The sequence below is a fragment of the Streptomyces sp. ADMS genome (assembly GCF_033441795.1).
Taxonomy (GTDB): domain Bacteria; phylum Actinomycetota; class Actinomycetes; order Streptomycetales; family Streptomycetaceae; genus Streptomyces.
This window is the reverse complement of record NZ_JAVFVX010000002.1, coordinates 31750-44357: the sequence shown is the minus strand read 5'-3', so window position 1 is coordinate 44357 and position 12608 is coordinate 31750. Positions and strand designations below refer to the sequence as shown.

Here is a 12608-nt window from a genome sequence, read left to right as displayed (position 1 = left end):
GCGTGTGCCTCTTCGCCCGCCACCGAACGGCCGGTTCGCCGGCACCGGTGACCGTTCTGCATGGGATCACGGATCGAGGTGACTCCGCGGTGATGCCGGGTACCCGGCATCACTGACCCCCACCCGCGACCGTGGGGACGACCCGAAGGAGCCCACGATCATGACGGACGTATCCAGCACCGGACCCGCCCCCGGCGACGACCGGAAGGTGCTCACCAACCGGCAGGGCCACCCGGTCCACGACAACCAGAACCAGCGCACGGTCGGCGCCCGGGGCCCCGCCACGCTGGAGAACTACCAGTTCCTGGAGAAGATCAGCCACTTCGACCGGGAGCGCATCCCCGAGCGTGTCGTGCACGCGCGCGGCGTCCTGGCGTACGGCTATTTCGAGGCGTACGGCAGCTGGGGCGACGAGCCCGTCAGCCGCTACACCCGGGCCAAGCTCTTCCAGGAGCGGGGCAGGCGTACCGATCTGGCCGTCCGCTTCTCGACCGTGATCGGTGGCCGTGACTCCTCCGAGGCCGCCCGTGATCCCCGGGGCTTCGCGGTGAAGTTCTACACCGAGGACGGCAACTGGGACATGGTCGGCAACAACCTCGGCGTCTTCTTCATCCGGGACGCGATCAAGTTCCCGGACGTCATCCACGCCCTCAAGCCCGACCCGGTGACTTTCGAGCAGCAGCCGAGGCGCATCTTCGACTTCATGTCCCAGACGCCCGAGGCGATGCACATGCTGGTCAACCTGTTCAGTCCGCGCGGCATCCCGGCCGACTACCGCCATATGCAGGGCTTCGGCGTCAACACGTACAAGTGGGTGAACGACGAGAACCGCACCGTGCTGGTGAAGTACCACTGGATGCCCAGGCAGGGCGTGCGCAGCATGACCGAGGAGGACGCCGCGAACGTCCAGGCCGAGTCACTCGGCCATGCGACCAAGGACCTCTACGAGGCGGTGGCCCGTGGCGACCACCCGGAGTGGGAACTCCTGGTGCAGATGATGGACGATCAGGATCATCCGGAGCTGGACTTCGACCCGCTGGACGACACCAAGACCTGGCCGGAGCAGGACTTCCCGCCGCGGGCCGTCGGACGGATGGTCCTCGACCGTATGCCGGAGAACTTCTTCGCGGAGAACGAGCAGATCTCCTTCGGAACCGGTGTGCTCGTCGACGGCCTGGACTTTTCCGACGACAAGATGCTGGTTGGCCGCACCTTCTCCTACAGCGACACCCAGCGCTACCGGGTCGGGCCCAACTACCTCCAGCTGCCCGTCAACCAGGCCAGGAACGCGGAGGTGCGCACCAACCAGCGCGACGGCCTCATGGCGTACCACCAGGACGGGGGCGGGGAGAACCCGAGCGTCAACTACGAGCCGTCCATCACCGGCGGTCTGCGTGAGGCGCAGTACGCCACGGACGACGAGCAGGGGCCCGAGATCCGCGGCAGGCTGACGCGCGAGCGCATCCCCCGCACCAACGACTACCTGCAGGCCGGCCAGCGCTATCTGCTGATGGAGGAGTGGGAGCGCGACGACCTCGTCAAGAACCTCACCGCCGCGCTGGTGCAGTGCGACCGGCCGGTTCAGGAACGCATGGTGTGGCACTTCCTGCTCGTCGAGAACGACCTCGGCCGCCGGATCGGGGAGGGCCTCGGTATCGGTCCGGACGATGTGGCGGACCTGGAGCCGCTGGCGAGCCAGGACCTGACCGACGAGGACCGCAAGCGGCTCGCCAACCTGGGCGACAACCCGCCGCGTGACGTCGAGGGACTCACCATGACGCACTGCGTGCCCGACGAGCGGCACGTGGTGACCCGGTAAGGCCCGGAACGACAGGTGCGGGCATGGTGGCGCGCTCCGGAGAGGGCTGCTGTTCCCTCGCCCGTTGCCGCCACCATACCGGCGGGCGAGACCGGCGGAGACCAGCAAACCTCCGGTCGTCCACTGCAGCCACACATCGGTCTTCGGACCGAAGACCCACGCGACGGGGAGGACTCGTCCTTCTCATGTGTCCGCCCTTCGCCCGGCCGCCCGGGTACCCCTGGCCGGTGACCTCACTCCGTGCCCAGGGCGACCGTCGTCGTGACCCGGGTGAGGGCGGGCCGTCGCGGCACGGACCCGAACCCGAAGCGGACGGGAGGATCGACCGGAGCCATCGCGCCGAGGTCGTTGCCCTCGAAGACCGCCGACATCGCGCCGACGAGACGCAGGTCCTGGGCGGCATACCATTCGCGGCGTCCCTCGCCGGCACTGCCACGGGTCCGCACTCCGTCCAGCAGCACGCGAGCGGGAAAGTCCGTCAGCACGCTCCACGCGGGACGCCGGGCGAGCACACCGGGCACGGCACGCAGCAACCACCCCAGGAGCCGTCGGCGGCCGACGACGAAGCGCAGGTCGAGCGGTCCGGCCCTGACAGTCCACATGCCGTCCGCGATGCTCACGTCGACCGGGACGACGTGTACGGCGTCGAAGGCATAGGTGCCGCTGACGAAATCTGCCGTCGCGGAAGTGGGAGCGAGCAGCAGCCGCTTTCCGTCGGACTGCTCGAGCATCACATCGCTGAACGGTCCGAACGGCGACCGTGGCCAGTGCCCGAGCACGATGCGCGTCCCGGAGACGGTGCCCATGCCGGCGATCCAGCCGTCGAAGCGGAACCGTGCGCGGTGGGCTGCTCTGCCGGCGGTCCTGTTCATGCGCCCGCCGACCGGAAACAGGGCCGGGAGGCCCCCAGCCTTACGTGCCTGACACCTTGCGAGAAATGCACGACCGGCTCGCCGAGCGGAGCCGGGAGGCCCGCCGCGGTGGTCAGCGTCTCCTCCAGCACCTCCACGACGGCGCCGGCCAGGGGCCACGGTTCGTGCTCTACGGGCGTCTCCCAGAGAAGACCCACCCGGCGGGTGTACGCCCGCCAGCGCGAGGTCAGCCACACGTCCCGCTCCGTCGGGGCGATCGGGTCGCCGGGGCGGACGACCAGGCGGTAGGAGGCTTTACCGGTCCGCCTCGAACCGGCGTACGCGACGGTGTGCCTGCCCGTCGAAACGCGCAGGGTCCCCCAGTTGTAGGGAGCGCCCACCGCACGAGCGGCGACCATCAAGGGCCAGGCGACCCCGATGGACAGAAACCAGAGCCCGTCCCGCCCGTCCCCGCTCCGGACGTATGTGCGCAGATTGGTCTCCGCGAACGTCGGGAGCCCGGGCATCGTGGCGGGTACGCCCGGGGGACGCACCGCCGCCATGACGAACGGCGTCAGTCCCACCCACGCCGCACCCTCGTACTCGTCCGCGGCCAGCCCCTCGGGCAACAGGGCCTGAACCGCCTCCGGGCGGTAGGGCCAGTGGACGAACGTCTGCGTCAACCAGCCGGCCCGCAACGCCGGCACCCGCACCCGCTGCTCTGCTCCGTAAGCCACCACAGACGCCGGGTCCCCTGCCTCTGCCCGGCGAAACACCAGGCCAGAGGCGTTTTCCCTCATCGCGTTGCCACTCGCCGGACCTCCAGCCTGTGGGAGTTCAGGGGTGGGTTGTGTGGCGGTGCCGGGGTACTCGCCGCATACCGGCGCCACCAGGGCGCCCCGAGAGAAGGTCTGGGCTGCCATGACCACGCACGCACGTACTTCGAGCACCTCGCGCTCTCCCGTACAACAGGCCGCACTGCTGGTGAGTGTGGTGTTCCTGGTGGCGGGGATCCTGGGATTCATCCCGGGGATCACCACGGACTACGACACGATGAAGTTCGCCTCGCACGAGTCCGGCGCCGAACTGCTCGGTGTCTTCCAGGTCTCCGTCCTGCACAACCTCGTCCACCTGGCCTTCGGCGTGGCCGGCGTGGCCATGGCCCGCACCTTTTCCGGGGCCCGTAAGTTCCTGCTGGTCGGCGGTGCCATCTATCTGGTGCTCTGGGTCTACGGCCTGTTCGTCGGCCACGACAGCGAAGCCAACTTCGTACCCCTGAACACGGCCGACAACTGGCTGCACTTCGTCCTCGGCATCGGCATGATCGCACTGGGCGCGCTTCTGACCCGCTCGCGCGGCACTGCTTCCGGACGGTGACCGCGATGGTTTCCAGCAGGTCTCTCTGGGTGGGAGACGGACCGTTCCACTGCCGTCCGTCAGGCCATCCACGCCTGCCGCAAGGGCGGCACGGTGTTCGTCCTCGGCGTGTTCGCCGGCGCCGTGGACAGGTTCCCGCTGGGGGCGGTGATCAACAAGGGGCTGACCGTGCGGGGTGCCCGGCAGCACGGCCGGGGCTGGATCCCGATGCGGTTTGACCGTCTGGCCTCCAGGGGCCTGAGCACGGCGCACCGGGCGACCCACTCCGTGTCTCTGGACGAAGCGCCGCAGGCCTACGACATGTTCAAGCACAAGACGGACGGCTGCGTCCGCGCCGTCATCAGCCCGGGAGGGTGAGCCCGAGCCGCGCTTCCGTGCAACCTCCGCAGACGACGGGATTGCTACCTGTGGGGCCGACGTGCCAAAAGGTGAATTCTGGGCTTATATGACGTTGTCCGGGGAACCTGGTGGGGGTCACAGTCGCCGCATCCTCCCGCTGAGGGACCTGCCCCTCCCGGGACGGACGGCATTGAGGCCCTCAAGGAGTGACCGTGAGTATCTGCATCGGAGTGGAAGAAGAGTTCCACCTCCTGGAAGTGGAAAGCGGCCTGCTCGTGCCGCGCGCCGACCCGGTACTGCGACGGCTTCCCGGACGGAGCTTCTCGAGCGAACTTCACCAGTCCATCGTGGAGTCCAACAGCGGAGTGCACTCATCCCTGCACGACCTGTACGACGACCTCACCGGAACGAGGCGGCGGCTCGACGCGGCCGCCGCCTCGCTGGGGCTCGCAGCGGTGGCGGCGGGCACGGCGCCGCTCGCGCTCGCCTCCTCCGGGCACCCCACCGCCGACGCGCGCTATCGCCACATGGTCGACGAATACCGCCAGGTCGCCGACGAGCAGCTCATCTGCGGCGCTCAGGTCCACGTCGACGTCCCGGACCGGGACATGGCGGTGCGGGTGATGTGCGCGGTCTCGCCCTGGCTGCCCGCGCTCCTGGCGCTGTCCGCAAGCTCACCGTTCTGGCAGGGCTCCGACACCGGCTACGCCAGCTGGCGCACGATGCTCTGGCAGCGCTGGCCCACCGCCGGCCCGATCGGCTGCTTCCCGAGCGCGACCGACTACGACGCGGCGGTGAGCGACCTGGTCCGGGCCGGGATCATCACTGACGCCGGGATGATCTATTACGACATACGTCCCTCCGCGCATCTGAAGACCCTGGAACTGCGTATCTGCGACGCCTGCCCGCGTGCGGAGACCGTCGTGCTCATCGCCGGACTGTTCCGCGCACTGGTGACCGAGGCCCGGAAAAAGCTGCGGCAGGACGGCCCGCCGCTCTGCCAGGGCCGGCACGAATGGCTGCGTGGCGCCTCCTGGCGGGCTGCCCGATCCGGCCTCGAAGGAACCCTGGTGGACCCGGGGACGCACAAGGAAGCGCCCGCGCGGCAGGTTGTCCGGAAGCTGCTCGCCCGGCTGCGCCCCGCACTTGAGGCCCACGGAGACTGGCGGACCGTCAGGGCACTGACGGACGAGGCCCTCGCCGAGGGCAGCGCCGCCGAGCGCATACGCCGTACGGCACAGGAAGAGGGCCTGCTGGCCTGTATCGACCTGCTGATCGCCGAAACCCGTGGGGAACGCAGAAACCGCAGGCCGGCGCCGCCCGGCCGCGTCAGCCTTCCGTACTCCGGCAGGGACACGACCGGCCCGCCCTTCAGCTCGGGGGCGCCGGAGGTCATCGGCCGCTGACGTGCCGGTGAACGGCAAGAGGCCGGCGTGGTCCGTGGGTACGACGGCCGCCGCACCGCGTCCTGTCCCTCACCCCACCTGTTCAGGAGATGTCCCGTCATGCCCAGCAGCACCGACCCGATCGTGCCCGGAAGGAGAGCACCGGCCCACCCGTGCCGGTGCGCGACCGACCGAATGCGGAAAGGGGGCGGCACGCCATGTGCGGTCTGAGCGGGGAGATCCGCTTCGACGGCCGGCGCCCCGACCTCGCCGCCGTCGAGCGCATGAGTGACCGGCTGGCCGCCCGCGGTCCCGACGGACGGGGCCTCTGGACGCGCGGCGCCGTGGCGCTGGGGCACCGCCGCCTGAAGATCATCGATCTGTCGGACCTCGGCGCGCAGCCGATGACGGACGCCCGGGGCCAGGTCACCGGCGTCTTCAACGGCTGCGTGTACAACTACCGCGAGCTGCGCGAAGAGCTCCGCGGACTGGGCCACCGCTTCGAGTCGACGTCCGACACCGAAGTGGTGCTGAAGGGCTACCAGCAGTGGGGAACCGCCTGCGTCGAGCACTTCTACGGCATGTTCTCCTTCGCGATCGTCGAGCACCGCACCGGTCGTGTGGTGCTGGGCCGTGACCGACTCGGGATCAAACCCCTCTATCTGGCGCGGACGCCGGGCCGGCTGCGGTTCGCCTCCACCCTGCCGGCCCTGCTGGCCGCCGGGGACGTGGACACCTCCCTCGATCCGGTGGCCGTTCACCAGTACCTGAGCTGGCACGCCACAGTGGCGGCGCCGCACACCGTTCTCAACGGCGTACGCAAGCTCCCGCCCGCCACCGTCCGCGTCGTGGAGCCGGACGGCACCCACCGCGACCACTGCTACTGGCAGCCGTCCTACACACGGCGCGCCGAGTACGCCGGCATGGCCCCGGAGGAATGGCGCGACGCGGTGCTGGAGGCCCTGCGCAACGCCGTACGCCGGCGGACGGTATCCGACGTGCCCGTCGGCGTCCTGCTCTCCGGGGGACTGGACTCCAGCCTGGTCGTCGCGTTGCTGGCCGACGAGGGCCAGCGTGACCTGAGGACGTTCAGCGTGGGGTTCGAGGCGGAGGGAGGCGAGGACGGGGACGAGTTCGGGTATTCGGATCTGGTGGCCCGGGAGTTCGACACCGACCACCGCCAGCTGATGGTTCCCTCCGGCCGCGTGTCGGCTGCCCTGGACGGGGCCGTCGCGGCGATGAGCGAGCCGATGACCAGCCATGACGCGGTCGCCTTCTACCTGCTGTCCGAGCAGGTGGCGCAGGAGGTGAAGGTCGTGCAGAGCGGGCAGGGCGCGGACGAGGTGTTCGCCGGCTACCACTGGTATCCGGAGCTGGCGGAGGTCGCCCGTGAGGAGGAGCCGGACAGGTACGCCGAGACGTACTTCGACCGGCAGCACGCCGACCTCACCCGGATCCTGCGGCCCCACATGCTGCCCCTCGACGACGTGTCGGGCCGCTTCGTCAGGGAACACATGGCCGTGCCCGGAGCGGAGACAGCCCTGGACGCGGCCCTTCGCCTGGACACCCACGTCATGCTCGTCGACGACCCCGTCAAGCGGGTCGACAACATGACCATGGCCTGGGGCCTGGAGGCCCGCGTGCCTTTCCTCGACCACGAGCTGGTGGAGCTGGCCGCCGCCTGCCCCCCGAAGCTCAAACTGGCCGACGGCGGCAAGGGCGTGCTGAAGGAGGCCGGCCGCAAGCTCCTGCCCCGGGAGGTCGTCGACCGGCCCAAGGGCTATTTCCCGGTCCCGGCCATCAAGCACATGGCAGGCCCGGTCCTGGAGCGGGTGCGTGAGGCGCTCGAGGCACCCGAGGCGAAGGCGCGCGGCGTGTTCCAGGATTCGTACGTGACCGAGCTTCTGGCGGCACCCGACGCGCACCGGACCAAGCGTGGGGCCAATGCCCTGTGGCAGGTGGCTCTGCTGGAGATATGGCTTCAGACGCACGGAATCAAGTGACCGACGAGCCGGGCACGCGGACCCTGCGGACAGCGATGCCCGCCCGGCCGCCGACCGCTGCCCGCCCCGGGGTCCCCGACCCGGCGCCACGGACTCCGCAGCTGTCGGACCCCCGGTCGGCGGACGCACACGGGCCTGCCCTCGCCGCCGCTCCCGCCACGGTGCCGCTGCCCGAGGCGGGAGGCCCGTGGGATGCGGTGACCCGGCTGCACGCGCACGGCTGCTGGTATCCCTCCGCCAACGCCGACGGCACCGAAACGGCCTTCATCTGCGACCGCGGCGGTGTCCCTCAGCTGTGGGCCGGGCCGGTGGACGGCCACGACGTGCGCCTGCTCGACTCCTCCCCGGACCCGGTCAAGGAGGTGGCCTGGTCACCGGACGGCCGCTGGATCGCGTACACCGTCGCGCCGGGTGGCGGCGAGCACTCACGCGTGCTGTGCGTGCGGCCCGACGGCACCGGTCGCCGCATCCTGGCCGGAGCGGCTCTTGGCAGTTCCGCGTATCTGGGTTGCTGGACGCAGGACGGGTCGGCCGTCGCCGTCACTGTCACCATGCCGGGCGCCCACACGTATATGGACCGTACGGGCCTCACCTCGCCGGACCCGGATCCGGCCGGTACCCCGCTCCCGCCCGACCGGGCCGACCGGCACGGCCGCGCGACGATGCTCGGCGGCGCCCGGTACCAGGCCGGGCAGCGGACGGCACCGTCCCCGACGCCGATCGGCCTCGGAGCACTCGCGGCACCGGCGGTCCGGCCCGGCAGCGGTCTGTCGGCCTATCTGATCGATCCCGACGGCCTGGCGTCCCCGGAGCTCCTCGCCACGGAGACACACGCCGCGACCCTGCGCGTGTGCGACCTCAGCCCCGACGGAACGCTCGCGTTGCTGCGCCGCGGGCCGCGCGGACGGCGTGAGGCGGTCGTGCGGCGCACCGTCGACTCCGTGACGACGTACACGATGCCGGTCGCCGACGGTGATCCGTGGATCGGCCGGTTCTCCCCGGACGGGCTGACCCTCTGGCTGCGCAGCGACACCGAACGGGAGTACGCGGCGCTGTTCGCGGTCGCTCTCGGCGCCGACGGCGAACCGCGCGACAGGTCTGTCCTCGCGCAGCGCGAGAACCAGGAGCTGGAACTGCTGACGCTGGCCCATGACGGCCGCACGGCCGTGCTGGTGTGGAACGCACAGGGCGCAGGGGAACTCGAACTCGTCGAGACCTTCCCGGCAGGGCAGGTCCCGGACCACGCGGGGCCGGAGAGGCCCATCTCCCTGCCGCACGAGGTCGTCACCCGGGTGGTGGCTGCCGGACCGGGGCGCATGCTGCTCGCGCTCTCCGGTTCGCAACGCCGTCCGGGTGTGTGGTGGGCCCACGAGGGCGTGTCCCTGCTGCGCACCCCGTGGTCGTCCCGTGACGAGGACGCCGTCTCGACGGGCCGCCCACCCGTGCGCCCCGTCCCCCTGCGCCTCACCGCCCGGGACGGGCTGCCCCTGAGTGGCTGGTACTACAGAGCATCGGGGCGGGCCCCGGGCGAGCCGGCGCCCTGTGTGATCCATCTGCACGGCGGTCCGGAGGAGCAGGAACGCCCCGTCTTCCACCCGCTCTACCACGAACTGCTCGGCCGCGGGCTGGACGTCTTCGCCCCCGACGTCCGCGGCTCCTCAGGACACGGCAGGTCGTTCGTCGACGCCGACCTGGGCAACGGCCGCTTCGCCGCGCTGAACGACGTCGCGGACTGCACGGCCCACGCGGTGACGGCGGGTCCCGCCGACCCGACCCGGCTGGCGGTCATGGGACGCTCGTACGGCGGCTATCTCACGTTCGCCTCCCTCGTGTGGCACCCGGACCTCTTCCGCACGGGGGTCGCCGTCTGCGGGATGTCCGACCTCCTGACCTTCTTCGCCGGTACGGAGCCATGGATCGCGGAGTCGGCCGCGCACAAGTACGGCCACCCCGAGCGCGACCGCGCACTGCTGCACGCCCTCTCTCCGATGAGCCGGGTCGACGCACTGCGTGTCCCGCTGCTCGCGGTCCACGGCGAACACGACACCAACGTGCCACCGGGGGAGTCCGAGCAGTTCGTACGGGCCGCCCGGGAACGCGGCATCCCCGCCGAGCTTCTCGCCCTGCGCGACGAGGGCCACGACTTCCTGCGCGCGGACAACCGGCGGCTGTTCCGCCGGGCCGCCGCCGACTGGCTGGAACGGCATCTCAGCGGCTGATCGACGCGGCCTCTGTCCCTTCGCGCCCCTCTTGCTTCACGGCGTGCGGTTCTCCTGATGGCCGCCACACCACTCGCTGAGCAGGACGGTGGCGTCGTCGTCGAGTTTGTCGGCGTGTTGGTCCACCACGGCTGCCATGAGGCGGCGCTGCGTCCCGTGGAGGGTGTGCCGGCCGGAGTGGTGGCCGATGATGAACTCGGTGAACCTGTCCCGGGACCAGGGAGAGGATCTCGATGGCATCCGGACCGTACAGCTCCGTAGCGAACACGGAGGGTGTCGAAGGTGCGACCGCCAGCCTCCCCGCGTGCCAAGGGAGTCGTACCTGAGGCCCTCGCACGTCTGCAACGCGCAACACCGGGCAGTCAGGAAGGGGTCGGCGTGATGCCCATGGGCGGATACGCCCTCCCGCGACGAAGCCGACGATGGCCCGGTTGGCGCCGGCCGCTGGGGCGAGGCGACCTCGATTCGACCCCGAGGCAGTGTCCGCGTCAAGGAGGCGCCCTGACCGCGGTTGTGTGAACGGAGGGCGACAGGTGCCCGCAACGGCCGATGACGAGAAGGGCGGGCCGTACTGGTGACGAGCGCGGACGCGGTATTTGCGTGGCTGGGGTTCGGAGCGCTGCTCGCGGCCGTGCTGCCTCGGGCCCTGGCCGGACGACCGCTGTCGCTGCCGCTGGTCTTCCTGCTGTGCGGCATCGGCGTATATCTGCTGCCGCTGCCGCTGCCCATGATCGATCCGGTGGATGACCGGGTGGTGGCCGAGCATGTCACCGAGGTCGTGGTGATCATCTCGCTGATGGGTGCGGGGCTGGCGCTCAACCGGCCGCTCGGGCGGCACCGGTGGGGCTCGACCTGGCGATTGCTGGGCGTCACCATGCCGTTGACGGTCGTGATCACCTCGCTGGTGGCCTGGTGGTTGCTGGACTGGCCGCCGGCCGCCGCGCTGCTGCTGGGGGCCGTCCTGGCACCCACCGATCCGGTGCTCGCTGCTGAAGTACGGGTGGGCGAGCCCACGGACGACGAACACGATGAGGACGAGGTGCGGTTCGCTCTCACCAGTGAGGCGGGCCTGAACGACGGACTCGCGTTTCCGCTGACGTACGCGGCCGTGGGGCTGGCCGCCGCCGCAGGCAGCGGCTGGTCGGCTGAGTGGATCGGTCCGTGGGCCGCGCAGGACGTCGCATACAAGTGCGCTGTCGGTGTGCTGGGCGGGCTGCTGGTGGGGCGGTTGCTCGGTTGGCTCTTCTTCTGGACACGGTCAAGGGTGCTGCGGCTGTCTCAGCACCGGGAGGGCTTCGTCGCGCTGGGCGCCACCTTCCTGTCCTACGGAGTGACGGAGCTTGCCGGGGGTTATGGCTTTCTGGCGGTGTTCGTCACCGCGTGCGCCATCCGGGCCGCAGAGCGAGCACACGGGTACCACAACGTCCTGCACGACTTCATGGAGCAGGTGGAGCGCCTGCTGACTGCGACCGTGCTGTTCATGCTGGGCGCCTTCATCGCGCTGGGCGGCCTGTCTGCCCTCACGTGGCGGGGCGCGGTCACCGCATGCGTGGTGCTGCTGGTGATCCGGCCGTTGGCGGGGTGGGCCGGACTGCTGCGCAGCCCTCTGGGGAAGCGGGAACGCTGGGTCGTCGCGGTATACGGCGTCCGGGGGATCGGCTCGTTGTACTACCTTGCCTACGCCCTGGGCCGGCACGGTTTCACCGTCCCGGAGCGGGAGCTGTGGGCCGTGGTGACCTTCGCCGTGCTGGCCTCAGTCGTGCTGCACGGTGTCTCGGCAGGCCCGGTCATCGCACGCGTCGACCGTCTCCGAGACGCCGAATCCAGGTAGCGGCCTCAGGGCGGGGGTCCGTGCGTCAGCAGACTGCGCCGGTCACAGAACTTCCGGACTCCGTCACGCGGTACGTCACGGTCGCCCCGCTCCAGAAGTTGAAGGTGAGCGTCGACTGCGCGCTGGCGCCGGGGGCGTTGCCCAGGTTCCAGCCGGGCCGCATCCGCCACCGTGTCCATGGGGGTGGCGGCGAGTCGGGGCAGCGGGAGCCGTGTCAGGGACGCGTCCTTGTGGCTCGGAACGGCGCACGCGGTGGTGCTGGTCGGAACGATCGCCGACGACCGCTTCATCGCGTGCCAGCGCTCGACGGTGAACGTGGACCCCGCGAAGGCGGAGCGCTGCACCAGCACCCGGTCGGCCGCACCGGCTTCACCGACCGGCTCGGCACGGTTCGACACCGGTCGCGGCGTCCACGACATGACGAGCCAGGACTCCTCCTGATCGGGTTCCCGCCCGGGCACGGGCAGACCGTCGGACCGGTCGTTGCCGGGCTCGAGCAGCTCCTCGGCATCGGCCGCGAGCGCCCCGGGATCGGCGTCGGGTGAGGCGGTCACGCGCAGCACGGGGCCGTCGAGGAAGCCGGCTGCCACCGGTACCGCACCGTCGGTCCAGAGAAAAACGGCCGCGTCGTCGAACCGCAGATGCCACCCGACGTCGCCGGGATGGAGCCGCCGCCCGGGGCATCGGCCGGCGTCCACTCGCACAGCGCGCGCAGCACCGGGCCGGTTTCGGCAGACGGCAGGCGGCGGTGCACGAGTGAGGCCATGGACGGCAGGTCAGCCAG

General features: G+C 70.7%; 12 protein-coding genes. 8 read left to right on the top strand and 4 right to left on the bottom strand.

Going from position 1 to position 12608, the window contains the following annotated elements; translation table 11 throughout:
- Positions 1–160 precede the first annotated feature (160 nt).
- Positions 161–1819: a catalase gene (locus RB628_RS01110; RefSeq protein ID WP_318318317.1), complete on the top strand. Its 1659-nt coding sequence runs from the start codon at positions 161–163 to the stop codon at positions 1817–1819.
- 233 nt (positions 1820–2052) lie between these two features.
- Here RB628_RS01110 and RB628_RS01105 read toward each other — a convergent pair whose 3' ends face one another.
- Together RB628_RS01105 and RB628_RS01100 are read right to left on the bottom strand one after the other, a co-directional pair.
- Positions 2053–2691 carry a hypothetical protein gene (locus tag RB628_RS01105; RefSeq protein WP_318318316.1) on the bottom strand — a complete coding sequence of 213 codons (639 nt, stop codon included), beginning with the start codon at positions 2689–2691 and terminating at the stop codon, positions 2053–2055.
- On the bottom strand, positions 2688–3410 hold the full coding sequence (locus tag RB628_RS01100; protein WP_318318315.1) for a DUF2071 domain-containing protein: 723 nt from the start codon (positions 3408–3410) through the stop codon (positions 2688–2690). The genes RB628_RS01105 and RB628_RS01100 overlap by 4 nt, the downstream gene beginning before the upstream one ends.
- A gap of 181 nt (positions 3411–3591) precedes the next feature.
- Here RB628_RS01100 and RB628_RS01095 point away from each other — a divergent pair, with 181 nt between their 5' ends.
- The 5 genes from RB628_RS01095 (at position 3592) to RB628_RS01075 (ending at position 9993) form a co-directional block, all read left to right on the top strand.
- Positions 3592–4047 (top strand): DUF4383 domain-containing protein, encoded by a 456-nt coding sequence (locus RB628_RS01095; protein ID WP_318318314.1) that lies wholly within the window; start codon positions 3592–3594, stop codon positions 4045–4047.
- 93 nt (positions 4048–4140) lie between these two features.
- Positions 4141–4404 carry a hypothetical protein gene (locus RB628_RS01090; protein ID WP_318318313.1) on the top strand — a complete coding sequence of 88 codons (264 nt, stop codon included), beginning with the start codon at positions 4141–4143 and terminating at the stop codon, positions 4402–4404.
- A 194-nt stretch (positions 4405–4598) separates the two neighbouring features.
- Positions 4599–5792: a glutamate--cysteine ligase gene (locus RB628_RS01085; protein WP_318318312.1), complete on the top strand. Its 1194-nt coding sequence runs from the start codon at positions 4599–4601 to the stop codon at positions 5790–5792.
- Positions 5793–5989: 197 nt separating this feature from the next.
- Complete coding sequence (locus RB628_RS01080) at positions 5990–7774, top strand: N-acetylglutaminylglutamine amidotransferase (protein WP_318318311.1); 1785 nt, start codon at positions 5990–5992, stop codon at positions 7772–7774.
- Positions 7771–9993 carry a S9 family peptidase gene (locus RB628_RS01075; protein ID WP_412180574.1) on the top strand — a complete coding sequence of 741 codons (2223 nt, stop codon included), beginning with the start codon at positions 7771–7773 and terminating at the stop codon, positions 9991–9993. The genes RB628_RS01080 and RB628_RS01075 overlap by 4 nt, the downstream gene beginning before the upstream one ends.
- A gap of 36 nt (positions 9994–10029) precedes the next feature.
- Here the strand turns inward: RB628_RS01075 and RB628_RS01070 are convergent, their stop codons facing one another.
- Positions 10030–10233 (bottom strand): hypothetical protein, encoded by a 204-nt coding sequence (locus RB628_RS01070; RefSeq protein ID WP_318318310.1) that lies wholly within the window; start codon positions 10231–10233, stop codon positions 10030–10032.
- Between the two features lie 334 nt (positions 10234–10567).
- Between RB628_RS01070 and RB628_RS01065 the strand changes: the two genes are divergently transcribed.
- Positions 10568–11824: a cation:proton antiporter gene (locus tag RB628_RS01065; RefSeq protein WP_318318309.1), complete on the top strand. Its 1257-nt coding sequence runs from the start codon at positions 10568–10570 to the stop codon at positions 11822–11824.
- 25 nt (positions 11825–11849) lie between these two features.
- Here the strand turns inward: RB628_RS01065 and RB628_RS01060 are convergent, their stop codons facing one another.
- Positions 11850–11987: a hypothetical protein gene (locus RB628_RS01060; protein WP_318318308.1), complete on the bottom strand. Its 138-nt coding sequence runs from the start codon at positions 11985–11987 to the stop codon at positions 11850–11852.
- Positions 11988–12052: 65 nt separating this feature from the next.
- On the opposite strand from RB628_RS01060, the gene RB628_RS01055 reads away from it, so the two are divergent.
- Complete coding sequence (locus RB628_RS01055; protein ID WP_318318307.1) at positions 12053–12265, top strand: hypothetical protein; 213 nt, start codon at positions 12053–12055, stop codon at positions 12263–12265.
- Positions 12266–12608: the final 343 nt, after the last annotated feature.

Coding starts and splice junctions, on each gene's coding strand:
- RB628_RS01060 (WP_318318308.1), bottom strand. CDS start 11,987: ATGCGGCCCGGCTGGAACCTGGGCAACGCCCCCGGCGCCAGCGCGCAG.
- RB628_RS01095 (WP_318318314.1), top strand. CDS start 3,592: ATGACCACGCACGCACGTACTTCGAGCACCTCGCGCTCTCCCGTACAA.
- RB628_RS01105 (WP_318318316.1), bottom strand. CDS start 2,691: ATGAACAGGACCGCCGGCAGAGCAGCCCACCGCGCACGGTTCCGCTTC.
- RB628_RS01110 (WP_318318317.1), top strand. CDS start 161: ATGACGGACGTATCCAGCACCGGACCCGCCCCCGGCGACGACCGGAAG.
- RB628_RS01080 (WP_318318311.1), top strand. CDS start 5,990: ATGTGCGGTCTGAGCGGGGAGATCCGCTTCGACGGCCGGCGCCCCGAC.
- RB628_RS01070 (WP_318318310.1), bottom strand. CDS start 10,233: ATGCCATCGAGATCCTCTCCCTGGTCCCGGGACAGGTTCACCGAGTTC.